Origin of the sequence: Enterobacter cloacae complex sp. 309I3 (assembly GCF_050031595.1) — a bacterium.
GTDB lineage: Bacteria > Pseudomonadota > Gammaproteobacteria > Enterobacterales > Enterobacteriaceae > Enterobacter > Enterobacter cloacae.
The window spans coordinates 3,409,211-3,435,868 of the sequence record NZ_JBLGWI010000001.1; the positions used below are offsets into that span (position 1 = coordinate 3,409,211).

At 55.7% G+C, this 26,658-nt stretch carries 33 protein-coding genes; 19 read left to right on the forward strand and 14 right to left on the reverse strand.

The window, feature by feature from the left end; genetic code table 11:
* Positions 1-11: 11 nt before the first annotated feature.
* The 14 genes from ACQG22_RS16220 (at position 12) to ACQG22_RS16285 (ending at position 6,390) form a co-directional block, all read left to right on the forward strand.
* The gene (locus ACQG22_RS16220) at positions 12-320 is read left to right on the forward strand and encodes a hypothetical protein (protein WP_369706884.1); all 309 of its coding nucleotides are present in this window, start codon (positions 12-14) and stop codon (positions 318-320) included.
* Complete coding sequence (locus tag ACQG22_RS16225) at positions 317-1,207, forward strand: recombinase RecT (RefSeq protein WP_369706885.1); 891 nt, start codon at positions 317-319, stop codon at positions 1,205-1,207. The genes ACQG22_RS16220 and ACQG22_RS16225 overlap by 4 nt, the downstream gene beginning before the upstream one ends.
* A complete protein-coding gene (locus ACQG22_RS16230; protein WP_369706886.1) occupies positions 1,207-1,689 on the forward strand; it encodes a siphovirus Gp157 family protein in 483 nt (160 codons plus the stop codon). Before ACQG22_RS16225 ends, ACQG22_RS16230 begins: the two co-directional genes overlap by 1 nt.
* Before the next feature lie 307 nt (positions 1,690-1,996).
* Positions 1,997-2,281 carry a DUF5405 family protein gene (locus ACQG22_RS16235; protein ID WP_288725786.1) on the forward strand — a complete coding sequence of 95 codons (285 nt, stop codon included), beginning with the start codon at positions 1,997-1,999 and terminating at the stop codon, positions 2,279-2,281.
* Entirely contained in the window at positions 2,278-2,451 is a 174-nt protein-coding gene (locus ACQG22_RS16240; protein WP_369706887.1) for a DUF2737 family protein, read from the forward strand. Before ACQG22_RS16235 ends, ACQG22_RS16240 begins: the two co-directional genes overlap by 4 nt.
* Positions 2,452-2,453: 2 nt before the next feature.
* Entirely contained in the window at positions 2,454-3,380 is a 927-nt protein-coding gene (locus ACQG22_RS16245) for a phosphoadenosine phosphosulfate reductase family protein (RefSeq protein WP_369706888.1), read from the forward strand.
* A gap of 46 nt (positions 3,381-3,426) precedes the next feature.
* A complete protein-coding gene (locus ACQG22_RS16250) occupies positions 3,427-3,888 on the forward strand; it encodes a hypothetical protein (protein WP_369706889.1) in 462 nt (153 codons plus the stop codon).
* Positions 3,885-4,148 carry a hypothetical protein gene (locus ACQG22_RS16255; protein ID WP_369706890.1) on the forward strand — a complete coding sequence of 88 codons (264 nt, stop codon included), beginning with the start codon at positions 3,885-3,887 and terminating at the stop codon, positions 4,146-4,148. The genes ACQG22_RS16250 and ACQG22_RS16255 overlap by 4 nt, the downstream gene beginning before the upstream one ends.
* Complete coding sequence (locus ACQG22_RS16260; protein ID WP_369706891.1) at positions 4,145-4,678, forward strand: DUF551 domain-containing protein; 534 nt, start codon at positions 4,145-4,147, stop codon at positions 4,676-4,678. Before ACQG22_RS16255 ends, ACQG22_RS16260 begins: the two co-directional genes overlap by 4 nt.
* A gap of 175 nt (positions 4,679-4,853) precedes the next feature.
* On the forward strand, positions 4,854-5,096 hold the full coding sequence (locus ACQG22_RS16265) for a hypothetical protein (RefSeq protein ID WP_369706892.1): 243 nt from the start codon (positions 4,854-4,856) through the stop codon (positions 5,094-5,096).
* A gap of 150 nt (positions 5,097-5,246) precedes the next feature.
* Positions 5,247-5,447, forward strand: coding sequence for a hypothetical protein (locus tag ACQG22_RS16270; protein ID WP_369706893.1), 201 nt, complete (start codon positions 5,247-5,249; stop codon positions 5,445-5,447).
* An 8-nt stretch (positions 5,448-5,455) separates the two neighbouring features.
* A complete protein-coding gene (locus tag ACQG22_RS16275) occupies positions 5,456-5,878 on the forward strand; it encodes a hypothetical protein (protein ID WP_369706894.1) in 423 nt (140 codons plus the stop codon).
* Positions 5,879-5,913: 35 nt separating this feature from the next.
* Entirely contained in the window at positions 5,914-6,123 is a 210-nt protein-coding gene (locus tag ACQG22_RS16280) for a hypothetical protein (RefSeq protein ID WP_369706895.1), read from the forward strand.
* An 84-nt stretch (positions 6,124-6,207) separates the two neighbouring features.
* Positions 6,208-6,390: a helix-turn-helix transcriptional regulator gene (locus tag ACQG22_RS16285; RefSeq protein WP_240530683.1), complete on the forward strand. Its 183-nt coding sequence runs from the start codon at positions 6,208-6,210 to the stop codon at positions 6,388-6,390.
* Here ACQG22_RS16285 and ACQG22_RS16290 read toward each other — a convergent pair.
* On the reverse strand, positions 6,359-7,546 hold the full coding sequence (locus tag ACQG22_RS16290) for a tyrosine-type recombinase/integrase (protein WP_369706896.1): 1,188 nt from the start codon (positions 7,544-7,546) through the stop codon (positions 6,359-6,361). The genes ACQG22_RS16285 and ACQG22_RS16290 overlap by 32 nt on opposite strands.
* Before the next feature lie 329 nt (positions 7,547-7,875).
* Between ACQG22_RS16290 and ACQG22_RS16295 the strand changes: the two genes are divergently transcribed.
* From ACQG22_RS16295 to ACQG22_RS16305, 3 genes are read left to right on the forward strand one after another with little or no spacing between them, the layout of a single operon-like run.
* On the forward strand, positions 7,876-8,856 hold the full coding sequence (locus ACQG22_RS16295) for a Bug family tripartite tricarboxylate transporter substrate binding protein (RefSeq protein ID WP_029881726.1): 981 nt from the start codon (positions 7,876-7,878) through the stop codon (positions 8,854-8,856).
* Between the two features lie 11 nt (positions 8,857-8,867).
* Positions 8,868-9,299 (forward strand): tripartite tricarboxylate transporter TctB family protein, encoded by a 432-nt coding sequence (locus ACQG22_RS16300; protein WP_013098089.1) that lies wholly within the window; start codon positions 8,868-8,870, stop codon positions 9,297-9,299.
* Between the two features lie 11 nt (positions 9,300-9,310).
* Complete coding sequence (locus tag ACQG22_RS16305) at positions 9,311-10,822, forward strand: tripartite tricarboxylate transporter permease (protein ID WP_013098090.1); 1,512 nt, start codon at positions 9,311-9,313, stop codon at positions 10,820-10,822.
* On the opposite strand, the gene menE is transcribed toward ACQG22_RS16305, so the two are convergent.
* The 8 genes from menE to ACQG22_RS16345 form a co-directional block, all read right to left on the reverse strand.
* The gene (gene menE / locus ACQG22_RS16310; protein WP_102752053.1) at positions 10,823-12,184 is read right to left on the reverse strand and encodes an o-succinylbenzoate--CoA ligase; all 1,362 of its coding nucleotides are present in this window, start codon (positions 12,182-12,184) and stop codon (positions 10,823-10,825) included.
* A complete protein-coding gene (menC, locus tag ACQG22_RS16315; RefSeq protein ID WP_040022386.1) occupies positions 12,181-13,146 on the reverse strand; it encodes an o-succinylbenzoate synthase in 966 nt (321 codons plus the stop codon). Before menC ends, menE begins: the two co-directional genes overlap by 4 nt.
* Positions 13,146-14,003, reverse strand: coding sequence for a 1,4-dihydroxy-2-naphthoyl-CoA synthase (gene menB / locus ACQG22_RS16320; RefSeq protein WP_013098093.1), 858 nt, complete (start codon positions 14,001-14,003; stop codon positions 13,146-13,148). The genes menC and menB overlap by 1 nt, the downstream gene beginning before the upstream one ends.
* Positions 14,000-14,776: a 2-succinyl-6-hydroxy-2,4-cyclohexadiene-1-carboxylate synthase gene (gene menH, locus ACQG22_RS16325; protein WP_040022383.1), complete on the reverse strand. Its 777-nt coding sequence runs from the start codon at positions 14,774-14,776 to the stop codon at positions 14,000-14,002. The genes menB and menH overlap by 4 nt, the downstream gene beginning before the upstream one ends.
* Complete coding sequence (gene menD / locus ACQG22_RS16330; protein WP_369706897.1) at positions 14,773-16,443, reverse strand: 2-succinyl-5-enolpyruvyl-6-hydroxy-3-cyclohexene-1-carboxylic-acid synthase; 1,671 nt, start codon at positions 16,441-16,443, stop codon at positions 14,773-14,775. Before menD ends, menH begins: the two co-directional genes overlap by 4 nt.
* A gap of 88 nt (positions 16,444-16,531) precedes the next feature.
* Positions 16,532-17,827, reverse strand: a complete 1,296-nt coding sequence (gene menF, locus ACQG22_RS16335; protein ID WP_013098096.1) for an isochorismate synthase MenF — start codon at positions 17,825-17,827, stop codon at positions 16,532-16,534.
* A gap of 95 nt (positions 17,828-17,922) precedes the next feature.
* On the reverse strand, positions 17,923-18,228 hold the full coding sequence (elaB, locus tag ACQG22_RS16340) for a stress response protein ElaB (protein ID WP_028028061.1): 306 nt from the start codon (positions 18,226-18,228) through the stop codon (positions 17,923-17,925).
* Between the two features lie 53 nt (positions 18,229-18,281).
* Positions 18,282-18,743, reverse strand: a complete 462-nt coding sequence (locus tag ACQG22_RS16345; protein ID WP_038983959.1) for a GNAT family N-acetyltransferase — start codon at positions 18,741-18,743, stop codon at positions 18,282-18,284.
* Between the two features lie 70 nt (positions 18,744-18,813).
* Between ACQG22_RS16345 and rbn the strand changes: the two genes are divergently transcribed.
* Entirely contained in the window at positions 18,814-19,731 is a 918-nt protein-coding gene (gene rbn, locus ACQG22_RS16350; protein WP_045292167.1) for a ribonuclease BN, read from the forward strand.
* Positions 19,732-19,795: 64 nt separating this feature from the next.
* Positions 19,796-20,800 (forward strand): chemotaxis protein, encoded by a 1,005-nt coding sequence (locus ACQG22_RS16355; protein WP_013098100.1) that lies wholly within the window; start codon positions 19,796-19,798, stop codon positions 20,798-20,800.
* A gap of 92 nt (positions 20,801-20,892) precedes the next feature.
* Here ACQG22_RS16355 and nuoN read toward each other — a convergent pair whose 3' ends face one another.
* From nuoN to nuoJ, 5 genes are all read right to left on the reverse strand, one after another.
* Positions 20,893-22,350: an NADH-quinone oxidoreductase subunit NuoN gene (nuoN, locus tag ACQG22_RS16360; protein ID WP_014832756.1), complete on the reverse strand. Its 1,458-nt coding sequence runs from the start codon at positions 22,348-22,350 to the stop codon at positions 20,893-20,895.
* 6 nt (positions 22,351-22,356) lie between these two features.
* Positions 22,357-23,886 carry an NADH-quinone oxidoreductase subunit M gene (nuoM, locus tag ACQG22_RS16365; protein ID WP_013098102.1) on the reverse strand — a complete coding sequence of 510 codons (1,530 nt, stop codon included), beginning with the start codon at positions 23,884-23,886 and terminating at the stop codon, positions 22,357-22,359.
* A gap of 76 nt (positions 23,887-23,962) precedes the next feature.
* Positions 23,963-25,804: an NADH-quinone oxidoreductase subunit L gene (nuoL, locus tag ACQG22_RS16370; RefSeq protein ID WP_014832758.1), complete on the reverse strand. Its 1,842-nt coding sequence runs from the start codon at positions 25,802-25,804 to the stop codon at positions 23,963-23,965.
* Complete coding sequence (nuoK, locus tag ACQG22_RS16375) at positions 25,801-26,103, reverse strand: NADH-quinone oxidoreductase subunit NuoK (protein ID WP_003861496.1); 303 nt, start codon at positions 26,101-26,103, stop codon at positions 25,801-25,803. The genes nuoL and nuoK overlap by 4 nt, the downstream gene beginning before the upstream one ends.
* The gene (gene nuoJ / locus ACQG22_RS16380) at positions 26,100-26,654 is read right to left on the reverse strand and encodes an NADH-quinone oxidoreductase subunit J (protein WP_008500212.1); all 555 of its coding nucleotides are present in this window, start codon (positions 26,652-26,654) and stop codon (positions 26,100-26,102) included. The genes nuoK and nuoJ overlap by 4 nt, the downstream gene beginning before the upstream one ends.
* Positions 26,655-26,658: the final 4 nt, after the last annotated feature.

Sequence of the window (26,658 nt, forward strand, 5' to 3'; positions counted from 1 at the left end):
GGATGCAGAAGATGCGCCTGACGATGACAGACAAAACAGAGATTAAGCAAATCATCGCGAATCTTAGCGATGAGGACAAAGCGAAGATTGATAAGCAGGTTGAGATGCTGTGCGCGAACATGCGGCCGGTTCTCAACATGCTTTCAGAACACAAACCTGACGATTACACGAAGCATGCAGTCGAGTGGTTAGGCGAAGACGACTGCGACTATCAGGATATGGCTGGCACAGTCATGTGGGATTTATTCAGGCCGCGTGTAGAAGTTGAGTACGCACTCTCTATCTTTATGTGCCGCCATGTATTTGAGGATGCAGCATGAGCAATATCGTTGAGTTTGTTAAACAGCAGGAGCAGCTATTCTGCGGCGCGTTAACTGAGCAGACAGTCACATGGGCTAAGGAAAGCCAGTTTGCGATTCAGTACTTCCAGAAGAATGACTTCCTTGCCAAAACCGCCCTATCAAACCCTACCAGCGCACAGAACGCGATTATCAACGTAGCAGCCATTGGCATCACGCTGAACCCTGCCAGCAAGCTTGCTTATCTTGTTCCTCGCGACGGTATGGTATGCCTGGATATCAGCTACATGGGATTGTTGCACTTGGCGCAGTCTACAGGCTCCATTAAGTGGGGTCAGTGCAAACTGGTGTACTCAGCTGACACTTACGAATCAAACGGCCTTGATAGCGCTCCTACGCACAAATACAACGCATTCGGTGAGCGTGGCGAGGTTGTCGGTGGCTACTGCACCGTGAAGACTGCTGATGGTGATTATCTGACGGAAGAAATGAGCCTGTCAGAAATAAAGGCGGTGGAGGCTACCAGTAAGGCAAAGAATGGTCCATGGAAGACGTTCTGGGAAGAGATGGCACGTAAGACCATTGTCAAGCGTGCCAGCAAATACTGGCCTAAAGCACAGCGCCTCGATAACGCAATTCACCTGCTCAATGAAGATGAGGGTATGCATCAGGAACCGGTCATGCCTCATAAGTCAGAAGAAGATATCCGCGAGGATGAGCGCAAGCGTCAGCAGGAAGTCATCGAACGAGTACAGGTGCTGTGTGATGAGATGGCTAAAGCCGAAACGTTATTCGACCTGAAAATAAAGTTCCAGGAAGCATTTAAGCTAACCATGGGAATGAAATTGCAGCAGAACGTTCAGGCCATCTACCATGAATGCAAACCAAAATTCCCGGAGGCAGCATAATGACCGCCTTGTATCAGATTGCAAATGATTTCGCCAAGCTTTCAGACTCTGGTATGGAACCTGAGATGATTGCTGACACCCTGGATGGGATTGAATGGGAACTGGAAGCGAAGGTAGAGCAAATCCTCGCTGTCTGCAAAAACGAATCTGCTTATGCTGAGGCGCTGAAAGAAGAAAGTAAGCGTCTTGCTGAGCGTGCAAAGGCAGCAGAAAACCGCGTTGCTAGCATGAAGGATTATGTTGCTGCATCTCTCGAAACAGCAGGTAAGAAATCGCTCAAAGCTGGCATCCATCAGGTAACCGTTCGTGCCCCTGTCGAGTCAGTTGAAATCACAGATGAAGGCTCATTACCTCCTGAGTACGTAGAATACGTCACTACGGTAAAAGCCGAAAAACTAGCCATTAAGCATCAACTCAAGGCTGGCAATGCCATTCCAGGCGCTTCACTTAAGCTAGGTAAACCAACGCTTCTCATCAAGTAACCAATGCAAAAACTAAACATCACTCCTGAAGAAATGAAGGCGGTGTGCGGGCGCATGCCTGCATGCCGTGCGGCTGACAGTTTAGGACTCAATCTACCTCAACTCTACATGTTAGCGCGTCGCTACTCGATTACCACAGCGCACACCTACAGACACTGGTCTCCACAGGACGATGAGCGCCTTATTTCTCTCGTGCGTTCCGGCCTGATGCAGAAAGAAATATCAGAGATTCTCTGCAGGAGTGCTGGCTCGGTCAGAAGTCGGGTAACGCTTCTTCGCAGACGAAAAAGAATATGAGGAATTCATCATGAAACTCAACATTGAAGTCGGCAGCAAATACGTAATCACTGGCACTAAGTTTGACCTCGTTCTGAACGAAAAGCGAATCATCAAAGAAGGTAAGAATGCCGGACAGGAAACACTGGTTCGACTGAGCTACTACAGCAAGTTTGACCATCTGGTGAAAGCATTATGTGAGCGCGAAATCCTGCTGTCAGAGGCGCAATCACTCGCTGAACTCAAAACCCACATCGACGACCTGTCTATCGAACTGGCAGAAGGCGTTAACGATTTTCTGGAGCGTGCACAATGATAGTCATGAATTACGACCCATTCATCACGCCACAAGAGCTTATCGCCAACCACCGCATTAAACCCATCGACGATATCCCACGCGAAGAAATGCTGAAGCGGAATAGTTTTCCGCCAGTGAACGAGAACAAATTCCTGACAGCGTGGCTGAAGCAAGTCCAGAGGAGATAAACATGGTAATTCCACAGGTGGTTAGCTTCTCTGGTGGAAGAACGTCGGCGTTCATGACTCTTGAAGTCCTAAAGATACACCCGTCAGCAGAGGTAATATTCATGGACACCGGCGCTGAGCACCCAAAAACATATGAATTTATACGCAACTTCGCCAAGCATTTTGGCGTGAATATAACTTGTCTGCGTGTAATCCCAAATAGGCAGATGCGTAGGGCGAGCGGATATCAACAGCTTGGAATTTTGGAGATAGGTCCAGACCTTGAACCATGGAGAAGAATGCTACGCAAATATGGCAATCCTTACGTTGGTGGCGCGTTCTGCACGGACAGGATGAAGACCGTTCCTTTCACAAAGTACTGCGACGAGAAATATGGAAAGGGAAATTACGAGCGCTGGCTTGGTATTAGGATTGATGAGCCAAATCGTCTTGGTAATAGAGGTCCTGGATTTCATTACCTCGCTGACATTAGCGAATTCGAAAAGCAGGATGTTCTCGACTGGTGGGGGGAGCAGCCATTTGACCTTGGCATTCAGGAGCATTTAGGAAATTGCGTCTTCTGCATTAAGAAGAGTCTACCAAAAGTGGCATTGGCAATGAAGGATGAGCCTGAATTAGCCAATGACTTCTACAGCATGCTGTACGAATCCATGTGGGAATATAAGAGAACCAAGAAATTTTACCCTGAGAAGCGAGATAGGTATTACGGCGTAAACATCTCTCATGAATTCACCATTACCCATAAGCAGCCTGTTATGTTTCGAGGAAAAAACACAATGAGAAGCATTATTGCAATCTTCGATAGCACTGGGCGAGATGAACTCGCTTCACGAATGACATCCATGCGGCAATACGATACAGGCTCGTGTTCTGAGTCCTGCGAGGCCTTTTCCTGCCAGCTGGGATTTAACTTTGAGGATGCAGCATGAATGCAAATCGATACATGACAGCGTGGTTAAACCAGAGGGCGAAGAAATGAGCGTGAAACAGAAATTTATCGAGTGGTTTACCAGGAACAACAACGGCTGCTCGCCAGCGATGGAAGACGACAGAAGCTTTGTGAGCGAGAAGGCACAGCACATGTTCGAAGCATACTGGGCTGGCGTGGCAGAAGGTGAAGCCAGATGCGTAGAACTGGCTGCGGAGAATGCGGGGCTGAAGGCTGCGATTAATGAACACAGCCAGTGCTTCACTGTGTGCAAATGCTGCGGAACAGAAAACGATTGCAGCAACGATGATATATGCCGAGCGGTGAATGAGGTGCCTGAGACCGATGCTTTCCTGGCTGAAGTTCGGGCAAGTGTTGTTGAAGAGTTTGTAAGAATGGCTGATTACTCAGAATCGGTTGCTGATGGTGAAGTCATCGTAACTTCCAACTCTGTATTTGCTGCCGGGCACGAGTTCGCAGCCCAAATTCGCAAAGGAGTGCAGTCATGAGCAAATTAACTTGCAAGGTTGGTTACGTTAATCCGCGTTATGTGAGCTTTGCAGATTTTCTTCGCCAGGGCCGCGTTGACGTGCTGGCAAAGCAACTTGCTGAGCGTCTTGAGATTGAAGCTGGCAGCCATAGTGAAGCCGTTGATTTCGTTAAGCAGGTTCTAATCGATATCGCCGCTGACGACATAGGTGTGAAAAATATCGACGAGCCACGGGAAAGTTGGCGTTCACAATTCGACGTAAAAGGAGCCGCCCAATGAGCAACATCGACAAACAGGCGCTGATTGCAAAAATCAAAAAGCAGACAGAAAGCTATGACACTGTGGTGCTTCGTTTGGATGAAGCTAATTCGCTGCTGGATGAGCTGGAAGCCAAAGACGCGAAAATAACCAATCTTACCGCCGAACGCGATGCTCTTCGTGAAGGCGAGATGGGCAACGCCAAGCATAGTAATACACGGGCAGCGGCCGATATCTATTTCCAACTGGTCGAGGAGTGCGAAATCCCTGCTGGCGGATCACTGGTTGAGTATGTAAGCGAACTGCGTGAACGCGCCGCCATGCTTCAGGGTGCCGAACCTGTAAGTAATCGTGATGAGTTGCCAGATGGTTGGGTGGCTTGCAGTGAGCGGATGCCGAATAAGCTAATTCCGGTCATGGTGGCGTACGCAGACGGAGAGATGTGGTCTGCTATCTGGACCGGAACGAAATGGGACGATGGGACTGAATTCCCCGACCCACACGCAGTCACTCATTGGCAAGAGATGCCAGCAGCACCGCAGCAGGAGTAATTATGTCAGCAGAAACCTTGTCGTATCAATGCAGAGACTCCCATTCGCAGGAAGAGGTGCTAGCTACATACGAGTGGCAGGCATTGTACTTTGAAAGCATATTTCATCATGAAATGGCGGAAGCTTGCAGACAGGCAGCAATAATAGTTTCAGCATCACCGCAGCAGGAGGAGTGATGTACGACAAATATCACCTTAGCCGATGCGATGCCATGGAATGGCTTTCTGAGCACTATCCGGTGTTTCCTGCATCGATGCCTGATGTGCCGATGCGTGTCGAGTGGTGCAGCGAAAATCTGTTTAAAGGATGGGCATTCATAATTCTACTGGACGGCACGCTGGCATTCGCTGACTGCCTGTCGCCATGCATCCGCGCTGAAGATATGGATGGCTTCAGGATGCCGGAGATACAGATATGACCTCCCAATTCGACGCATAACAAACCCGCAGCCAGCGGGTTTTTCTTTATCCGGAGCGCTTATGCAACTTAACCAAGTGGCTGCCGTCATCATGGTTCTTATTGCATGGATGGCTATCTCTTCACTCATTCACATGTCAGAGGGCTTGTTATGGCTAAATTTGCTGTGGGAGCGTTAGTGCAGCTTAAGTCTGGAGGCGTCAGAGGGATGGTTGAGAGCCAGATTGAACCGGATAGCGACCATCCTAAAGCGTGGGTGAAATGGGATGATGGCAACTACTCGGTGCATCACGAACACGAACTTCGCGCGGCTACTGTTGATGAGCCTCGCGTGTATAAGAAATTAGCGTAAGGAGATGAATGATGAGACCTATTTTGTTGTATATGCAGGAGAATAAAGAACTGGAATTATCAAAGAATGCGGCGATTGCATCGGCCAGAAAGACAGAATGGGATGGCGAGGGATTGCCTCCGATTGGAGCAGACGTGCAATGCATCTGCAACCAATTCCCAAGTGAAGGGCAAGAGAAGTTGCTGGGTAAAATCCTGTATTCTGGTGAGTACACCATCCTTCATACCTACAAGACCAACGAGCAACATCATGTTCCCGTCGAGAGCGTACTCATGACAAAGCATTGGTCAATTACTCCTATCCGCTCAGAAGCAGATAAGAAGCGAGATGAGTCTATTGGTGCACTATCTGAATACACCCTTGCAGACGAGGCTAGAGATATTTACGACGCTATAGCAGCCGGAAAGATTCCACACATCCGCATCGACTAGACCGCCGCACAGGCGGTTTTTATTGGAGATAGATAATGTCAGTCAGTGAAGAAATAACAATTGAAGGTGGCTGCGTTTATGAGTCACAGAATATTGATGGTGACAATTCAAAGTTTATCGTTACGGCTATTGGGCTTGACCATGTGCTGTTTGCTGACTTTCCAATGATTAATTTTAACGGAAGTTATCTTGAGTATTGCGCAACAAGGAAAGAATTTCAGAAGCGATTCAAACTATCGGAGTAACCATGGAATCACACAGCCTCACACTCGATGAGGCCTGTGCATTTCTCAAGATATCAATTGGAGACAGCAATGAGCGACACACTCATGCCGATCACCGATGTGTGCGCGGCAACCGGCTACAAGAAGCCAACCATTTACGAATGGATGCGCGACGGAAAATTCCCGCGTCCGGTAAAAATAGGAAGAAGCGTCAGGTGGCCTTCCAGTGAAGTCGATGCATGGATAAGGGATAAAATCACTTCTTGTCCGCGATCAGGTCAGCAATAACACCACCCCACCACTCCATCATTTCCCTTCTCTCTTTCATATACTCCGCATGGTTATACGCGGCAGCTACTCTATTCTTTTGCTGATGCGCCAGTTGTGCCTCTATCACTTCTGGCCTGAAGCCTTGCTCATATAAAGCGGTGGATGCCGTGGCACGGAAGTCATGTCCGGTTATCTCACCGCTTGCAAATCCCTGATACTCGATAGCGCGGTTAATGGTGGTTTTTGCGATAGGCTGACCTGGCTTTGACGGACTTGGGAAGAGGTATTCTTTATCACCGGTCAAAGGTTTAAGTTCCTCAAGCAATGCGATAACATGCTCACACAACGGAACGCGATGTTCACGGCGTTTTTTCATAACTTCTTTCGGGATTATCCATTCTGTCTTTTCAAAGCTGATATCTTCCCACCTTGCAAACCTAAGCTCCTGTTGACGCACGAATGTCATAACCAGCATTTTTATGCAGATGACCATAACGGGGCTTTTGTAATTCCTGAGCGCAACGAATAGCTGACGAAGTTCTTCTGTGGTGGCTGGCCTTGCATGCGTTGTAGGCTTCTGCATCACTGCTCCCCTTAGCGCATAAGAAGGGTCAACTTCCGCTCTCAGCGTAGCTACCGCATAGCAAAATACAGCCGAACATATCTGCCTCACCTTTCCGGCAGAATAGGCGTTGCCAGCTTTCTCCAGTGAGCGCATTAAGGCGAGTATGTGCGCTGCCTTAACGTCCTTAACGGGTATCTTTCCAATGGACGGCAGGATGTGCTTGTCAAGGAACCCTCGGTTAACTATCTGCGTCTTCTCTGCCCACGTCTGACACTTGCGCTCATACCACTCTTCAGCGATGGATTTGAATGTGTTCTCTGCATCCCCCATCACCATAAGCTTTTCGGTGTCTTTGACAATGGTCGGATTTTTCCCCTGTTTCACCTGTTCTCGAGCCCACTCTCTTTCTCTTCTGGCATCAGCAAGGGAAACGCCTGGGTATTCTCCAATCGTGTATCGACCATCTTTTTTTGGTGTAAGCCAGAACCGGTAGCGCCATATTTTGGCACCGGTAGGTCTGATATCCAGATAGAGACCCTGCCCATCCTGAAGCGAGTAAGGCTTCTCCTGAGGTTTAGCATTTCTGATTTTTGTGTCGGTTAATGGCATGGCAACAGGACAAGGTGAGAAATTTGTCCGGTAGGTTATCCGGTTTTTATCCGTCTCTCAATGGACGTTGGCATAACTCGACATAAACGTGAGGGGTAAAGCATGTGGTGGGAATGGTGACGGGCATAATGTGACATAACTACACATTATTCAGTGAGGATAAGCCAGTAAGAGACGCATATCACATCCTGTAAAGTTGGTGTCGCGTTGAAAGGGAAATGAAAGGTTATTGTTTTAACAATCACGCAACGGAACCGCTACAAGGTGGTTCACATAATCAGAAAAAAACCAGTACCCGTACCCCCGGATCGCCGGCGTGAGGATAAACGATGAAAAAACAATTACTTTCAACGATTGCTGCAAGCGTTTTAATGTTGAGTGCCTCTGTTGTCCAGGCGCAGGACGCCCCGTCCCGCACCGAATGTATCGCTCCGGCCAAACCGGGCGGCGGTTTCGATCTCACCTGCAAGTTGATTCAGGTCAGCCTGCTGGAGACGAAGGCCATTGAAAAACCGATGCGCGTGACCTACATGCCAGGCGGCGTGGGCGCGGTGGCCTATAACGCGATTGTCGCGCAACGTCCGGCGGAAGCCGGCACGGTGGTGGCCTTCTCCGGCGGCTCGCTGCTTAACCTCTCCCAGGGCAAGTTTGGCCGCTACGGCGTGGATGACGTGCGCTGGCTGGCCACCGTCGGTACCGACTACGGCATGATTGCCGTGCGAGCAGATTCCCCGTGGAAATCCCTGAAGGATTTGCTCACCGCCATGGAAAAAGACCCCAACAGCGTGGTGATTGGCGCAGGCGCCTCCATCGGCAGCCAGGACTGGATGAAAGCCGCCCTGCTGGCGCAGCAGGCGAAAGTGGATCCGCACAAAATGCGTTACGTGGCGTTTGAGGGCGGCGGTGAACCGGTGACGGCGCTGATGGGCAACCACGTGCAGGCAGTTTCCGGTGATCTCAGTGAAATGGTGCCCTACCTGAACGGCGATAAAATCCGCGTGCTGGCGGTCTTCTCCGAAAACCGTCTGCCGGGACAGCTGGCAAACGTGCCGACTGCAAAAGAACAGGGTTATGACCTCGTCTGGCCGATTATCCGCGGCTTCTTTGTCGGGCCAAAAGTGACCGATGCCGAATACCAGTGGTGGGTCGACACCTTTAACAAATTGCAGCAGACAGACGAATTTAAAAAGCAACGCGATCTGCGCGGGCTGTTTGAGTTCAACCTGAACGGCAAGCAGCTGGACGAGTATGTCAAAAAACAGGTGAATGACTACCGCGAGAAAGCAAAAGCGTTTGGCCTGGCCAAATAACCGGAGGCGCTATGAGCGATCGCATTTTTGCCGGGATCTGGTTGTTGCTCTGCATTGGCGGGATGTTCGTCGCCTGGCAGATCCACAGCGAATACAGCTATGAACCCGTGGGGCCCCGCCCCTTTCCAATGGGCATTGTCGGCCTGATGCTGCTTTGCTCGGTGGCCATGCTGTTACGCCACCCGGATACCGTAGAGTGGCCGCCTAAGCGCATTTTGCAGCGGCTGCTGGTGATGGTCATTGTGCTGCTGATGTATGCCTGGGGCTTTGAATGGCTCGGCTTCCCGGTGGCGACAGCCATCCTGACGATGGTCATCGGCACGCTGTTTAACGCCAGCCTGCCTGCGGCGGGGATCTCGGGCGTGGTGATGGGCATTTTCCTGTGGTACGCCTTTGACCGCCTGCTGGATGTGACGTTGCCGCTTGGCGCCTGGCTTAATTAACGGAGCACGCTATGGATACCTGGATTTACCTCTCACAGGGGTTCGCTGTGGCGATGACCCCGGAAAACCTGGTGATCGCCCTGATCGGCTGCTTCGTCGGGACGATCGTCGGTCTGTTGCCTGGACTTGGGCCTATCAACGGGGTCGCTATTTTGCTCCCGCTGGCGTTTGCCCTGCATCTGCCTGCGGAATCAGCGCTGATCCTGCTGGCGACGGTCTACATCGGCTGTGAATATGGCGGCCGAATCTCGTCAATACTGCTCAACGTGCCCGGAGATGCGGCGGCCATTATGACCGCGCTGGATGGTTACCCGATGGCGCGGCAGGGGCGCGGCGGCGTGGCGCTGTCTATTTCCGCCGTCAGTTCGTTCTTTGGCTCGCTGATTGCCATTGGCGGCATCATTCTGTTTGCGCCTGCGCTGGCCCAGTGGTCGCTGGCGTTTGGCCCGGCAGAATATTTTGCCCTGATGGTCTTCGCCATTGCCTGTCTCGGCAGCATGATGGCACAAAACCCACTGAAGTCGTTTTTGTCTGCGCTGATTGGCTTAGGGTTAGCCACCGTCGGCGTGGATGCCAACACCGGGGTCTATCGCTTTACCTTCGACAGCGTTCACCTGTCCGACGGCGTGCAGTTTATCGTGGTCGTGATTGGTCTGTTCTCTGTCTCTGAGATCTTACTGATGCTGGAACATACCAGCAGCGGGCAGACGCTGGTGCGTAAAACTGGCCGGATGCTCTTTAACGCCAAAGAGGGGGTGCAGTGTATCGGTACCACGCTGCGTTCAGCGGTCATTGGCTTCTTTGTTGGCATTCTGCCAGGCGCCGGGGCGACCATCGCCAGCGCCATCACCTACATGACGGAGAAAAAACTCAGCGGCAACAGCGACAGCTTTGGTAAAGGCGATATTCGCGGCGTCGCCGCACCCGAGGCGGCCAACAATGCCTCGGCCTGTGGCTCGTTTATTCCCATGCTGACGCTCGGCGTGCCCGGCTCCGGTACCACGGCGGTGATGATGGGGGCGCTGACGCTCTATAACATCACGCCAGGACCGGCGATGTTCACCGAACAGCCGGATATCGTCTGGGGGCTGATTGCGGCACTGCTGATTGCCAACGTAATGTTGCTGGTCATGAACATCCCGCTGATTGGCCTGTTCACCCGTATGCTGACCATTCCGCTGTGGTTCCTGGTACCCGCAATCGCGGCCGTCTCGGCGGTGGGGGTGTATGCGGTACACAGCACCACCTTCGACCTGATTCTGATGGTGGTGCTGGGGGTGTTCGGCTACATCTTGCGTAAAATGCACTTCCCGATGTCGCCGTTGATTCTGGGCTTTGTGCTGGGTGAGATGCTGGAGCAGAACCTGCGCCGCGCCCTGTCCATCAGCAATGGCGATGTCGCCATTCTGTGGGACAGCAATGTGGCGAAGATCCTGCTGGTGCTGGCTATTGTGGTGGTGGTCGTGCCGCCGGTGCTGCGCCTGCTGCGTCGTCAGCGTAAGCCGCAGCCCGATGTCGGCTAATTAACCTGACAGCTGGGCATTCACCCACTGTTTTAACGCCTGGCGGGAGATCTTAATCCCGCCATTTTTTAACTCCGCAGGCAGTACCAGCCAGTGCACGGGCTGCTCAAATCGCGCCAGTTTGCCCTGTACCCATTCCGGCAAGCGGGTAATATCCGTTCCCGGTTCACACTCCACCACCGCTACCGGACGCTGACCAAATTCGGCATCATTCAGCGGAACAATGAAGACCTGGCTGATGTGCGGATGGGTCGCGATAATCCGCTCAAGACTCTCCGGCTGAATGCCCTCGCCTCCGCTGAAAAAGAGGTTATCCATCCGACCGAGGATCGTCAGGCGACCGTCATGCAGTTCGCCGCGATCGCGGGTGGCAAACCAGCCCTCTGAATTCGTGAGCGGCAGCAACGCGCCGTCGCGCCAGTAGCCTGAGGCCATGCTTTGCGCCTTGATCCACACTTCACCGTTAACGACCTGCACCTCCCTGCCCGGCAATGCGCTGCCCACGTCCGGCTCACCGTCAGCCTCTTTCGCGCAGACGGTAGAGGCAAACTCCGTCAGGCCATAGCCACAAAACGTAGAAATACCCTGCGCGCGCGCCTGTTGCGTCAACTCAACGGGGATGGCGGCCCCGCCCAGCAGTACCGCTTTCAGTGCGATCCGCTGGTGGGTATTGAGCAGACGCCAGAGCTGGGTTGGCACCAGCGAGGCATGCGTACACCCCTGCAAGGCCTGCTCCAGCGGCTGCTTCTCGCGTACGGTTAAGCGCGCGCCAGCCTGCAGCCAGCGCCATAAGATCCCCTGCCCGGAGACATGAAACAGCGGCAGCGAAAGCAGCCAGTCGTCATCCTCGCCGTAGGGCATCAGCGCGAGGACGCCCTCAGCGCTGGCAAGATGCGCCCCGCAGGTATGAACGGCCGCTTTCGGCAGCCCGGTGGAGCCGGAGGTGAGCGTCATCGAGGCCAGCCGCTCAGGCTGCCATGCCACGCGGTATTCGCCGGACGGAGCATGCATGCTAAGCGCGGCGAGCCCGTCATAGTGACCGTCCAGCACCAGCGCAAAACGCAGCGTCATCTGAGGAAGTAATACCTCCAGCAGGGGATGCGGGAGCTGGGGATTAACCGGAAGAATTCGCGCGCCGCACTGGAGCAGCGCCAGCCATGCCAGCAGGGTCTGCGGGTGATTATGGGCGAGCAACAGCACGCCGTCATCCGCCTCTACGCCCTGCTGATGAAACCCTGCGGCCAGATTGTCGATGCGGGTGCAGAGCTGTTGCCAGCTCAGCACCTCGTCGTTGAGACGCAGAGCCGGTTTATCAGCACGCTGCTCGCGCCAGTGCCGCCACGGCCAGTCGCTAAAACTCATTGCAACGGCTCCAGCGCCTCAACGCCCGCGCACGGCAGCGCGTTCCCCGGCCACGGGCGAATGAGCTGGGTTTGCATCAGGTTTAACGTATCCAGCCCCGGGATGGTGTCGGGCGTTAACCAGGCGGCAATGCGCGCCAGCTGTGTCAGCCCAAGGCTGGATTCGATGGAGGAGCTGATCACCGCCGTCAGCCCTGCCTCATGCGCTGCCGCCACCTGTTCGCGCACCTTCGCCAGACTGCCCGTTAGCGTCGGTTTTATGACCACGGCGCTGACGCCAGGCTCGGCGCTAAAGGCAAAGTCCGCCTCGCGCAGGCTTTCATCCCAGGCGATGGCAATGCCGGTTTCTCGGGCAAAAGCGCGTGAATCCTCACGGGTTTTGCACGGCTCTTCCAGAAAAGCGATGCGGCTGCGGTACGCCGGGTTGACGTACTTCGCGAACTGCTGCGCCTTAAGCGGCGTCCAGGCGCGGTTGGCATCCAGACGCAGGCGCAGATCGGGGATCGCCTCCAGCAAGAGGTTAGCGACCATGCCGTCGCGTACCGCTTCGTAAAGACCGACTTTGATTTTCGCCACTTTCTCGCCGGGCATTGCGCTGAGCAAGGCAAACAGCTCGTCCGGATCGCCCGTGCAGAGCGGCGCGGCACGGTAATCGGCCTCATCAGGGAGGCTGCCGTCGAGCTCCGCGAGCGCGCAGCTGATGCCAAACGCGGCGGAAGGGAGATCGGGCAGCGGCGGATTCAGGCCTGTACGCCATTCCTCTACCCATGCCATCAGCGCAGCCTGCGCCTCCTCCAGCGACTCCAGGCTAAAGCCCGGCAGAGGCGAAATCTCGCCCCAGCCCTGCCCTTCGCCCTGCTGCAGTTGCACGAAGAAGCCATCACGGGTTTTTAACCGCCGTTCACGCAGCACCACGCCCGCGTCCATCGGTATCTGCCAGCGGTATACCTGCGCGCGACGCATTACGGGTTCCGTTTGTATTTACTGAAGTCCGGCTGGCGTTTTTCGTTAAACGCGTTGCGCCCTTCCTGACCCTCTTCGGTCATGTAGAACAGCATGGTGGCGTTACCCGCCAGCTCCTGCAGCCCCGCCTGACCGTCACAGTCAGCGTTCAGGGCCGCTTTCAGGCAGCGCAGCGCCATTGGGCTGTTCTGCAGCATTTCGCGACACCAGCGAACGGTCTCTTTTTCGAGATCGGCAATCGGCACCACGGTGTTAACCAGGCCCATATCCAGCGCTTCCTGGGCGTTATACTGACGGCACAGGAACCAGATTTCGCGGGCTTTTTTCTGACCAACAATGCGCGCCATGTAAGAAGCCCCCCAGCCGCCGTCAAAGGAGCCGACTTTCGGGCCCGTCTGACCGAAGATGGCGTTCTCTGCGGCAATGGTCAGATCGCACATCATGTGCAGCACGTGACCGCCGCCGATGGAGTAGCCTGCCACCATGGCCACCACGGGTTTTGGGCAGGTACGGATTTGACGCTGGAAATCAAGCACGTTCAGGTGATGGGTACCCGCATCGTCCTGGTATCCGCCGTAGTCACCGCGTACTTTCTGATCGCCACCGGAGCAGAACGCTTTTTCGCCTTCCCCGGTCAGGACGATAACGCCGATGTTGTCGTCATAGCGCGCATCCGCCAGGGCCTGAATCATCTCTTTTACGGTCAGGGGACGAAAGGCGTTACGCACCTGCGGACGATTAATGGTGATTTTGGCGATACCGTCAGCCGATTTGTGGTAACGAATGTCGGTGTAACCTTCGGAGCAGTCTTGCCATTCAACCGGTGCATAGAGCATGTTTTCATCAGGATAGATCATAGAGTGTCCTTTATTCGACGACGCAGTATCTGAGCCAGACTCGCGCTAACCGCCCCGGGATTTTCCCGGTGGGCGTTGTGTCCGGCGTTTGGAATGACATGGCGAACAGCGTTCAGTTCAGCGGCCAGGGCCGCGAACTTCTCGTCACGTTCGCCATAGAGATAATCAAAAGGGAAATGTCGCGCGCTGAGGGCGGCACGCAGGTCTGGTTGCACGGCGAGCGAGGTTGCCTCGAGCATCATCGCCAGGTTTGTGCCCGCGTTGCGACAGCGCAGGGCGATGAGCGCCCTGCGCTGGCTGTCCGTCAGGGAGGCAAAGACAGGCTGTTGATACCAGTCGGCAAAGACGTTTGAGAGGGGCTGCGTGCGAAAACGCTGCGCCCACAGATGGTCGGATGCTGCTCTTGCCTCTCGTGCTGCGACCCCCTTCAGGCCCGGATGTCCACCTTCCACGATGATGCCGCAAAGCCCCGCAGGATCCTGACAGGCATGAAACATCGCAATACGGCCGCCAAGGGAGTACCCCACCAGCCAGTAGTTAAGTATGTTGTAACTAACAAGGGTTCGGGTAAGCACGTCACTCATTTCTTTGAACCCCGTGACGGCCATACTGGCGGACCGGCCATGCCCCGGCAGGTCGAGATAAAGCCGGGGATAATCGCTGAGCGCCTCGCCGACCGTCTGCCACTCGCGGCAATCGCCAGAAAATCCATGCAAAAAGACCAGCCAGGGGTAACCTGGCTTACCGGCCTGTTGCGCGCCTGCGAGGATCACAGGTGGCTCACCTGCGCCAGCAGACTTTGCAGCTTCTGCGCACCGTCAGCCTCGTTGACGACCAGTTCAATCAGCGTTGCACCGGGCTGTCGCCAGGCGCTGCTCAGGGCTGCATCCAGCGCTTCCCAGTTTTCCGGGCGGTGGTATTTCAGATTAAACATCGCTGCGGCATGTTCAAACTGCACGTTCTGCGGCATCAGGTAGAAGCGCTCGCGTTCGCTCTGCGGTGTCGGCAGCAAGGAGAAGATCTGCCCGCCGTTATTGTTGACCACAATCAGCACAAACGGCGCCGACACCTGCCGCAGCAGCGCCAGCGCATTGAGATCGTACAGCGCTGAAAGATCGCCCACGATCGCCAGCGTGGATTTCGCGCTGGCTCGCTGCACACCCGCCGCCGTGGAGATCAGCCCGTCAATGCCGCTGGCTCCCCGGTTACTGTAGACCGGATAGCCTGCAGGCAGTTTTGAGAACGCATCAATCAGACGCACCACCAGGCTGTTGCCGACAAACAGTTGCCCCTGCTCCGGCAGATACCGGTAAATACGGTGCGCCAGCTCCGCTTCACCAAATTCTTCGCATTGTGCACGGGTCAACTCCCACGCCTGACGCGACAGCGCCGGGATCTCAACGGCCCATGGGGCGCGCTTTTCCGCCGGGTGGAGCGCCAGCCAGGCGTCAATGTCGCTCACCAGACGACGGCCGCGATGGTGCGCCGGATCGAGCCGCCCTTCCAGCGGATCCACCAGCCAGTACTCTTCCGGGCTACAGGTTGCCTGCCACTGCAGTAACCGTTTGCCGGTCAGGCTTGCGCCCAGCTGAACCACAATCTGCGCCTGCGCCAGTTCAGTCACCGCTTTCGCATTCCCGAGCCAGAGATCGGCACACGGCAGCGGCTGCCCGGTCTGGGACAGCACGTCGCCAATCAGCGGCCAGCCAAGGGTGTGTGCCCATTCGGCCACCTGCCTGCCTTCGGCGGCGCTCATGCGCCCGGCAATAACCACGCCGCGTTTTTGTCGCCAGAAAAACCAGTCACGTTGCTTTGCGCTCTCAAGGTGTGTCTGCTCGCGCAGCCACGGCTTTTCGCTCTCCCACCAGTCGCCAAGCTGCTGCTGCCAGGCAAGACCGGTGTCGTCCATTTCGCCATACAACGGCTCGGCAAACGGACAGTTAATATGTAACGCCCCGCTGCGCAACGTCTCCATGGTGTGATCGACGGTCGAGACCAGCCAGCTTGCGGGAATGTCCTGCGTGGGTCGGGGTAACGAAACCGTCTGCGAAGGATGCGAGGCAAAGAGGCCCGGCTGACGAATAGCCTGGTTCGCTCCGCAGTCAATAAGCTCGGGCGGGCGATCGGCCGTCAGCAGAACCAGTTTCTCACCGGTCAGCCCGGCTTCGATAAGGGCCGGATAGAGGTTTGCCACGGCAGTACCGGAGGTGACGATCACCGCCACCGGTTCCTTGCTGACCTTTGCCAGCCCCAGAGCCAGGTGGCCCAGGCCGCGCTCGTCAAAATGGGTGTGGTGAATAAATGCCCGGTTCTCTGCTGCCGCCAGCGTCAGCGGTGTGGAGCGTGAGCCCGGCGCAATACACACATGCCTGACGCCATGGCGAGTCAGGGCTTCAAGGATCACCGTCGCCCAGCGTCGGTTAAAAGAACTTACTGACATGAGATTGTCCGGTATCAAGAATGCGACACAGTATAAATAATAGAAAAAAATAGAATTTTGATATGAATCGGGATTGCGCGAATCAGTACTAATCCTTCAGGAGCAGAGAGCGCAAGCCTGCGGCTTTATTTTCGATCTCCTGCCATTCCTGTTCCGGATCGGAACCGCTGACGATCCCCGCCCCGGCGTAAAGACGGACGGTGGCGTCATGGACGCGTGCCGAGCGCAGGGCCACGCAGAACTCGCTTTGTTCTGGCGACAGATATCCGGCGGATCCGGCATACCACTCCCGGTCGAAAGGTTCAACGCGGTGTATGAATTCGCGTGCTGGCTGGCGCGGTAACCCGGCAACCGCAGCCGTCGGCTGCAACACATGCAGACATTGCTCATCATCCGCATGCTTGAGCTCGGTCCAGATGCAGCGGCGAAGATGCTGCACTTTGCGCAACCGCATAACCTGTGCTGGCAGGACCTCCAGCGTCCGGGTATGGTGCTGCAGCCGCTGGCAGATATCCTCTACCACCAGCATGTTTTCACGCTGGTTTTTATCATCGTTCATCAGCCAGTCGCCCAGAAGGCGGGCCTGCTTGTCGTCGGGATGGCTGGCGACGGTACCGGCCAGCGCTTCGGTACGCAGCAGGTTGCCGCGCCGCCGCCACAGGCGTTCAGGTGTGGAGCCAAGAAACGCGTTGCTGGCATCGAAAACCATGCAGAAATGATAGCAGTTCAGATTCAGGGCACGGCTGGCCGCCATCAGCGCCACGGCATTCACCGGCTGACTGAACTGCAGATCGGTTGCCCGGGCGAGCACCACCTTTTCGACTTCGCCGCGCGCAATGGTCTCTGTCGCCTGACGGATAAGGCGCAGCCATTCCGGTTTTTGCGGCTGATGGGTCTCCTGCACTACCTGGGCGGAGAGCGGGCGGATTGGGCGGGCATCGCGAAGCTGCTGTAAGAACGCCAGCGCCGCGTCGGCATCCTCCTGAAGGGAGCGGTCACTCCACAGCTGCAGACGCAACGTGGCGGTCCCGGCAGAACGTCGCCACAGCAGGCGGGGTAAAAAGAGACTGCCCTGCTCCGGGGTGAAGGCATTCAGGCCGCAGATCCGCGTGTCGTTCGCTACAGGCTGTTGCTGTAAAAACTGCGAAGCCTGAGCCAGGGAGGAAAAATGGATGACGGCGCCCAGCGCAGCCAGCTCTTCATCACCGTTACGCTGCTGCCAGTAAAACTGGGGAAAGAGGCACTGAGCACCAAGCCAGGCGAGAGGGTCGAAAGCGTCGTTTAACGGGAAAGAGACGTCAACGTGACGTAAGCCGGGTGTAGCGGGTAACGCTTGCGCAAGCTGAGTACGCAGACGTTCCAGCGCGTTGGAAATCGAATGCACGCGAACCTCTCCCTGTAAAAACGCTTAGTATACGGGGTACCATCAGAAATATCAGTACCCACGTATAGGGAGGGGTTAAGCGTCCGATTCAGGGGTTAACGACGGGCCAGAAGCAGCCCCAGCACCAGACCCACCGCCGCACCGACACCAATGCCTTGCCACGGTTTTTCATGGACGTAATCATCGGCGCGATACACCGCTTTTTTTGCGCGGTAGTAGTAATTGTCGGACGCATGGCTGACGCGGGTTTTGACATCATGTAGCGCCTGTTCGGCACGTGCCTTGAGTTCGATATATTTCTGATCGGCAGGGTCGCCGGACGAACGTAACACCTCTTCCAGCGTTTCGCTCAGTAACGTCAGGTCGTCATCGACACGGGTATCCCAGGATTGAAATGACATATTTTTCTCCATGTTAGTACACCAGTCCGCTAACTATAGCCAACGACCTGCCATTACGCCTGTTTCACTTCCCGCGCCATACCGATATGAGGAATGCCGTCTTCGTCGTACACGTCCGTGACCGGCATAAAGCCAAAGTGGCCGTAGAAAGACTGAAGGTGCGCCTGTGCGCCAAGGTATAACGCCTTGTCTGGCCACTGTTTTTGGCATGCCTCCAGCGTTTTTTCCATCAACTGATAGCCCAGTTTTTCACCGCGCGCCTTGCCGCTAATAATGACGCGACCAATAACGACAGGCTCAAAATCGTCCTCGCTTTTCAGAATCCTCGCATACGCCACCAGCTCGTTATCCCTCCAGCCGAGAATATGGCGGTTCTCGCCCACCAGATCATCACCATCGATGTCCTGATACGGGCAGGTTTGTTCCACAACAAACACTTCGCAGCGCAGTTTGAGCAGGGCGTACAGTGTCTGAACGGTGAGTTCACTATGGTGTAAATCTTGCCACTGGATCATGTCGGTCTCCTTCCTGGGTTCATCACGTTATACTAAACCCTCCCCCATTCGGCAAAGGGCTGATTACGTTATGGAACTGATTTTTCTGGGTACGTCCGCTGGCGTGCCAACACGCACACGAAACGTGACCGCGATCCTGCTGGATCTGCAGCACCCAACCCGTGGCGGACTGTGGCTGTTTGACTGTGGCGAAGGAACGCAGCATCAACTGTTACACACCGCTTATCATCCCGGTAAGCTGGATAAGATCTTTATCACGCATCTGCATGGCGATCACCTGTTTGGCCTGCCGGGCCTGCTGTGCAGTCGTTCGATGGCGGGTAATGCCAACCCGCTGACGATTTACGGGCCGGCGGGTACTGGTGAGTTTGTTGAAACCACGCTGCGCCTGAGCGGGTCATGGACGGATTATCCGCTGGAGGTGATTGAGATAACCGAGGGGCTGGTTTTGGATGACGGGGACTATACCGTCACCGCCCGGCCGCTGAATCATCCGGTTGAGTGCTATGGCTACCGCATCGAAGCGCATGATAAGCCCGGCGCGCTCGACGCCGCTGCGCTGATTGCCGATGGTGTGAAGCCCGGACCGCTTTTCCAGCGACTGAAACAGGGCGATACCGTCACGCTTGAGGACGGTCGCACGATTAATGGCCAGGACTATCTCGCCCCACCGCAGCCAGGGAAAAAACTGGCGATTTTTGGCGATACCGCGCCCTGCCCTGCGGCCCTGCAACTGGCGCGAGAGGTGGATGTGATGGTGCACGAAGCCACGCTTGAAACGGCGATGGAAGAGAAAGCCAACAGCCGGGGTCACAGCTCAACACGTCAGGCGGCGGCGCTTGCCCGTGAAGCGAACGTTGGAAGATTGATTGTCACCCATGTCAGCTCGCGCTATGACGCCCACGGCTGTGAAAAACTGCTGGCAGAGTGCCGCGACGTGTTCCCGGCGTGTGAGCTGGCCAACGATTTCACTAAGGTCAGCGTTTAGTCCTTCATTTTTCTCTCAGGATGCCGATAACGATTAAAAGGGCAGCATTTCACTTGAGGGTAGAATGGATAATTTCCAGAAAGATATTGATGACAGGGCAAATCTCACCCTGTCGAATCGTTTTGAGCTGTTGCTGTTCCGTCTGGGCACGTCTCTGAATGAAAATAAATCCGAGCTGTTTGGCATTAACGTCTTTAAGCTGCGTGAAATTGTGCCGATGCCGGAGTTCACCAAACCCGCAGGGATGAAGTCCCCGCTGATGGGGATGGTGAATATCCGCGATCAGGTGATCCCGGTGATCGACCTGGCCGCGGTGGCGGGCTGTAAGCCGACGACGGGGCTCAACATCCTGCTGATCACCGAATATGCCCGCAGCGTGCAGGCGTTTGCGGTGGAATCGGTTGAGAACATCATGCGCCTCGACTGGAAGCAGGTCCACGCGGCGGAAACCGCCGTCAGCGGACGTTACATCACCAGTATCGCCTGTCTGGACGAAAAGACCGATACCAACGAGCTGGCGATGGTGCTGGACGTTGAGCAGATCCTGTATGACATCACGCCGGCCAACCACGATCTGCACGCCACGAATCTGCAGACCACTAAGTTCCACATCAAGCCTGGCGCTGTGGCGATTGTGGCGGAAGATTCCAAAGTTGCGCGCTCCATGCTGGAGAAGGGTCTGCAGGCTATGGAGATCCCGGCGCAGCTGCATATCACCGGTAAAGACGCATGGGAGAAAATTGGCGTGCTGGCCGCGCAGGCGCAGGCTGAAGGGGTGCCGATCACCGATAAAATTGCCCTGGTGCTGACCGACCTCGAAATGCCAGAGATGGACGGTTTCACGCTGACGCGCAAAATCAAAACCGATCCGCTGCTGAAAGATATTCCTGTTGTGATCCACTCTTCGCTTTCGGGCAACGCCAACGAAGATCATATTCGTAAAGTGAAGGCCGACGGCTACGTGGCGAAGTTTGAGCTGAACGAGCTGTCGTCGGTGATTGAAGAGGTGCTGGACCGTTCGATGAAGAAGATTGACGGGCCGTTGATTAGCAGGAAACAGCTGGCTTAAGTCTGGTGCGGGCTGGTGCCCTCACCCCGCCCCTCTCCCACAGGGAGAGGGCGAAAACCATAAAAAAACCCGCCGAGGCGGGTTTTTTGCTTTTACATCAGCGGCATTGCTCGCTGCACGATATCAATCAGCGGCTGCGGATAGATACCGAAGATCAGCACCAGCAGCGCGGAGATCAGCACCACAATACCACCGGCGCTGTACTGCCAGTTGCCTGGTGCGTCGCGGTTGAGTTGCTGAGGCGCGCTCAGATACAGGCTCACGGCCACACGCAGATAGTAGTACAGACCGATTGCCGAGCCGATAACCACGCCCGCAGTCAGCCACCACAGGTGCGCCTGCACACCGACAGCCAGCACGTAGAACTTACCGATGAAGCCCAGCGTCATTGGGATACCCGCCAGAGAGAGCATCATCACGGTCATCACCGCAGACAGGATCGGACGGTGCCAGAACAGGCCACGGTAGGAGAACAGTGAATCTGCATCCGGGCCACGGTACGGGCTGGACATCAGGCTCACCACGCCGAACGCGCCGAGGCTGCTGAACAGGTAACCGGCCAGGTAAACGCCTACGGTTTCCATCGACATCTCACCGCTCTGCAGCGCAATCAGTGCCACCAGCAGGTAGCCCAGATGAGAGATGGAGGAGTAACCCAGCAGACGTTTAATGTTGGTCTGGCTCAGCGCCATCAGGTTACCGAAGATGATGGAGACGAACGCGATAATCCCCAGCACCGTGCGAACTGCTTCGCTGTCACCTACCGGTGCGTACAGGAACAGGCGCATGACCACACCGAAGATAGCGATTTTGCTCGCCGTCGCCAGGAAGGTAGAAACCGGCGCCGGTGCGCCCTGGTAAACATCCGGGGTCCACAGGTGGAACGGAACCAGAGAGAGTTTAAAGCCGAGGCCAACAATCATCATGCCCAGACCCGCCAGCAGCAGCGGCTCGTGCAGCATGCCGTCGCCGAGGCTCTTACCAAGCGCCATAAACGAAAGGTTACCGGTCTGCGCGTACAGCAGCGCAATACCAAACAACAGGAAGGACGAGGCAGCAGCAGACAGGATGGTGTACTTGATGCTCGCTTCCAGAGAGCGCTTCTGACGGAAGGCGTAACCAATCAGGCCGAACAGCGGCAGAGAGATCAGCTCAATGCCGAGGAACAGCGCAGCCAGATGGTTTGCATTCGCCAGCAGAATGCCGCCGAGTGCGGCAATCAGTACCAGCAGGTAAAACTCTTCTTTGTTGTCGTTGTAGCCTTCGAGCCACGGATAGGCAAAGGTACAGGTCGCCAGGCTCGCCAGCAGAACCAGCCCCGTGTACAGCATGGCATAGCCGTCAACGCGCATCAGCGGGGTGACGTCCATCGCCCCGCCCTGGCCAACAAACCAGAGAGAGACTAACGCGGCGTTCAGTCCGATGACCGACAGCGTGGCATTCAGGAAGTGATTGCGTCGCCACGCAATGGAGAGCATCACAACCACCACCGTCAATCCGACGATCAGCAGCGGTAGCAGCGCGATCAGTTGTTGTGGAGTTATTGTCATGGCGAATTACGGCCTTGTAGTAGAAGCAGAATTAACAAACCACTGCTGGATATTACCCATCGCGGAGTGCGAGGTATCCAGAATCGGCTGCGGGAAGAAGCCCAGCAGCACCAGCAGTACGACCAGCAGCAGGATGATGAACAGCTCACGCAGCGACATCCCCGGCAGTTCTTGTGCAGCAATTTCGCTCTTCGCTTTACCGAAGTAAGCACGGTGCAGCATCGCCAGCGAGTAGACGGACGCGAACACCAGACCAAAGGTGGAGATGACGGTAATCATCGGTACCACTTTGAAGCTGCCGAACAGAATCATAAATTCGCCGACGAAGTTACCGGTACCTGGCATACCCAGGGTCGCCACCGCGAAGAACATGGACAGCGCCGGCAGCCACTTAATTTTGCTCCACAGACCGCCCATCATACGCATGTCACGGGTGTGCAGACGTTCGTACAGCTGACCACAGAGGATGAAGAGACCGGCTGCGGACAGACCGTGCGCAATCATCTGGATCACCGCGCCCTGGTACGCCAGCTGGCTGCCGGTGTAGATAGCAATCAGCACGAAGCCCATGTGGGAAACGGAGGTGTACGCAATCAGACGTTTGATGTCGTACTGCGTGAATGCCATCCAGGCACCGTAGAAGATACCAATCACACCCAGCCACATGGCAATCGGTGCGAACTCAGCGGACGCGTTCGGGAACAGTGGCAGCGCGAAACGCAGCAGACCGTAGGCTGCCGTTTTCAGCAAGATGCCCGCCAGGTCAACAGAACCTGCGGTTGGCGCCTGAGAGTGCGCGTCTGGCAGCCAGCCGTGCAGCGGTACTACCGGCATTTTCACCGCGAAGGCGATGAAGAAGCCGAGCATCAGCAGGTATTCCACACCGTGAGACATCGGGGTCTTCAGCAGGTCTTCGTAGTTGAAGGTCCAGACACCGGTCGCATTGTGGTGCACAAACACCAGCGCCAGAATGGCAATCAGCATCACCAGACCACTCGCCTGGGTATAGATGAAGAACTTAGTGGCCGCCGTGATACGCGTTTTACCGTCGGACGCCTTATGGCCCCACAGCGCGATCAGGAAGTACATCGGCACCAGCATCATCTCCCAGAAGAAGAAGAACAGGAACATGTCGATGGCAAGGAACACGCCGATTACGCCGCCCAGGATCCACATCAGGTTCAGGTGGAAGAAGCCCTGGTATTTTTCGATTTCTCGCCAGGAGCAAAGTACCGCCAGAACGCCGAGCAGACCGGTCAGCACCACCATCAGCAGCGACAGACCGTCTATCGCCAGGTGGATCGTAATGCCGAAACGTGGGATCCACGGCAGGATAAACTCAGACTGCCACTGCGGAATGCCCGCAGACTGGGTCAGGGAGTAGCCACCCTGCAACCAGAGTTGCAGACCAAGCGCGAGCGTCAATCCCATGGTGATCAGCGCGATCCAGCGCGGCATCTTCACGCCAAAGCGTTCAGTCTGCCAGCACAGGAAGCCGCCGATGAAGGGAATTAATATTAGCCAGGGTAGTAACATGGCGATTTACATTCCTTTTTAAGGCCCCCAGCAGGGGCCTGATTTTCAACGAATTCGAATAAAATTCACTTTACGATCAACGCAACACCATCAGTAGCGCCAGCACGACAACCGCACCGATGCTCATGGACGCCACATACCAGCGCAGGTAACCGTTCTCGCTGTACAGCAGGCCTTTACCTGCAAAGCGGGAGAGGATCGCCGGGATATTCATCAGGCTGTTCAGTGGGTCGCGCTTCAGCAGCCACGCAATGCCCAGGAACGGCTTAACGAAGATCATGTCGTACAGCCAGTCGAAGCCCCACGCGTTGTACCACCAGGTGCCCAGCAGGCGGCCTGGCGCACTGTTGGCAACGGCAGTCACCAGCGTGCGTTTGCCCAGCCACAGCCATGCAGCAATCAGGATACCCGCGATAGCGACCACACCAGAGGTGATTTCAAGCGTCAGAACGCGGCCGTGCTCAAGCTCGGTGGTGTCTGGCAGTACACCCTGCAGCGGCGGCACAATCATCGCGCCAACGAAGGTGGACAGGACCAGCAGCACAATCAGCGGCAGGTGGTGAGTAATCCCCTTCCCTGCGTGAGCGTGAATTTGTTCTTTACCGTGGAATACGATGAAAATCATACGGAAGGTATACAGGGAGGTCATGAACGCACCGACCAGACCCGCAACCATCAGATTGATATGACCATTCGCCATGGCACCGGCAAGGATTTCGTCCTTACTGAAGAAGCCCGCGGTAATTAGCGGCAGTGCCGCCAGCGCCGCGCCGCCCACCAGGAAGCAGACATACACCAGCGGGATGGACTTACGCAGTCCGCCCATCTTGAAGATGTTCTGCTCGTGATGGCAGGCCAGGATCACGGAACCGGATGAGAGGAACAGCAGCGCTTTAAAGAACGCGTGCGTCATCAGGTGGAAAATCGCCGCGTCCCACGCCTGAACGCCCAGCGCCAGGAACATGTAGCCAATCTGGCTCATGGTGGAATAAGCAAGAACGCGTTTGATGTCGGTCTGCACCAGCGCGGCAAAGCCTGCCAGCACCAGCGTGACCGCACCGACGATACCCACCAGATGCAGAATTTCCGGGGTCATCAGGAACAGGCCATGGGTACGCGCAATCAGATACACACCGGCGGTAACCATGGTCGCGGCGTGGATCAGCGCGGAGACAGGGGTTGGACCCGCCATCGCGTCGGCCAGCCATGTCTGCAACGGCAGCTGTGCAGATTTACCCACAGCACCACCCAGCAGCATCAGCGTTGCCCACCACAGCATGTTGTTGCCTGCGGCGAAGTGTGCCGGCGCCAGTTCCACCATTTCGCGGAAGTTCAGCGTGCCCAGTTCGTTGTAGAGAATGAACAGCGCGAACGCGAGGAAGACGTCACCCACACGGGTCACGACGAACGCTTTCATGGCCGCTGCGCCATTCTTCGGATCGGTGTAGTAGAACCCGATCAGCAGGTACGAACAGAGACCCACGCCTTCCCAGCCCAGATACATCAGCAGCAGGTTATCGGCCAGCACCAGAACCACCATGCTGGCGATAAACAGGTTGGTGTAGGCGAAGAAGCGGGAGTACCCCTCTTCACCGCGCATGTACCAGGAGGCGAACATGTGGATCAGGAAGCCCACGCCGGTCACCACGGAGAGCATGGTCAGCGAGAGACCATCCAGCACCAGGTTAAAACCGATGTTGAAATCACCGACCGACATCCAGGTCCACAGCGGCACGCTGAAGGCCTGACGCCCGTTGTTGAAGAAATCGATACCCGCATACGCTGTTACCAGCGCAGCCAGACCGACAGATCCCATGCCGACGGTCGCAGACAGATTCTCAGACCAGCGGCCGCGAGAAAACGCCAGCAGCACGAAGCCAATCAGCGGAAAAATAATGGTTAAGGCAAGCATGTTCATCCACGCAACTCACTTACTGAATCGATGTTCAGGTTCTGGCGGCGACGATGGAGCTGCAGCAACAGCGCCAGGCCAATACTCGCTTCGGCAGCCGCGAGGCTGATGGCGAGAATGTACATCACCTGACCATCGGTCTGGCCCCAGTAGCTTCCGGCGACCACGAAGGCCAGCGCGGAGGCGTTAATCATGATTTCCAGACCGATCAGCATAAACAGCAGATTGCGGCGGATAACCAGACCGGTTAAGCCCAGAACGAATAAAATCGCAGCGAGGATCAGTCCATGTGTTAAGGGGATCATGCGCGTTCCTCCGTTTTTCTTTTCGCGCGGTCGTCAGTGCGGTTGCTCAGCACCTCACCAGCACGCTCTTCGCGGCCAACGTGGAAGGCAACAACCAGACCCGCCAGCAGCAGCATAGAGGCCAGTTCAACCGCCAGAACGTATGGGCCAAACAGCGTGATACCCACTTCTTTCGCGCCGATTGGCGTACCGTCGATGCCCTGGTCGTTCACGCCGAGAATGGCATAAACAATCACCACCAGCATGATGGCCGACAAAATTGCCGGGCCAATCCACACCTGCGGTTTTAACCACTGACGTTCCTGCTCAATTTCAGAGCCGCCCAGGTTCAGCATCATCACCACGAAGACGAACAGCACCATGATGGCACCGGCGTAAACGATGATTTCCAGCGCACCGGCAAAGTGCGCGCCGAGCGCAAAGAACACCCCGGAAATAGCCAGCAGCGAAATGATTAAGTACAGCAGCGCATGCACCGGATTGGTGTGCGTAATCACTCGTAGCGTAGCCAGGATGGCGATAAGGCCACAGATATAAAAAGCGAATTCCATTGCC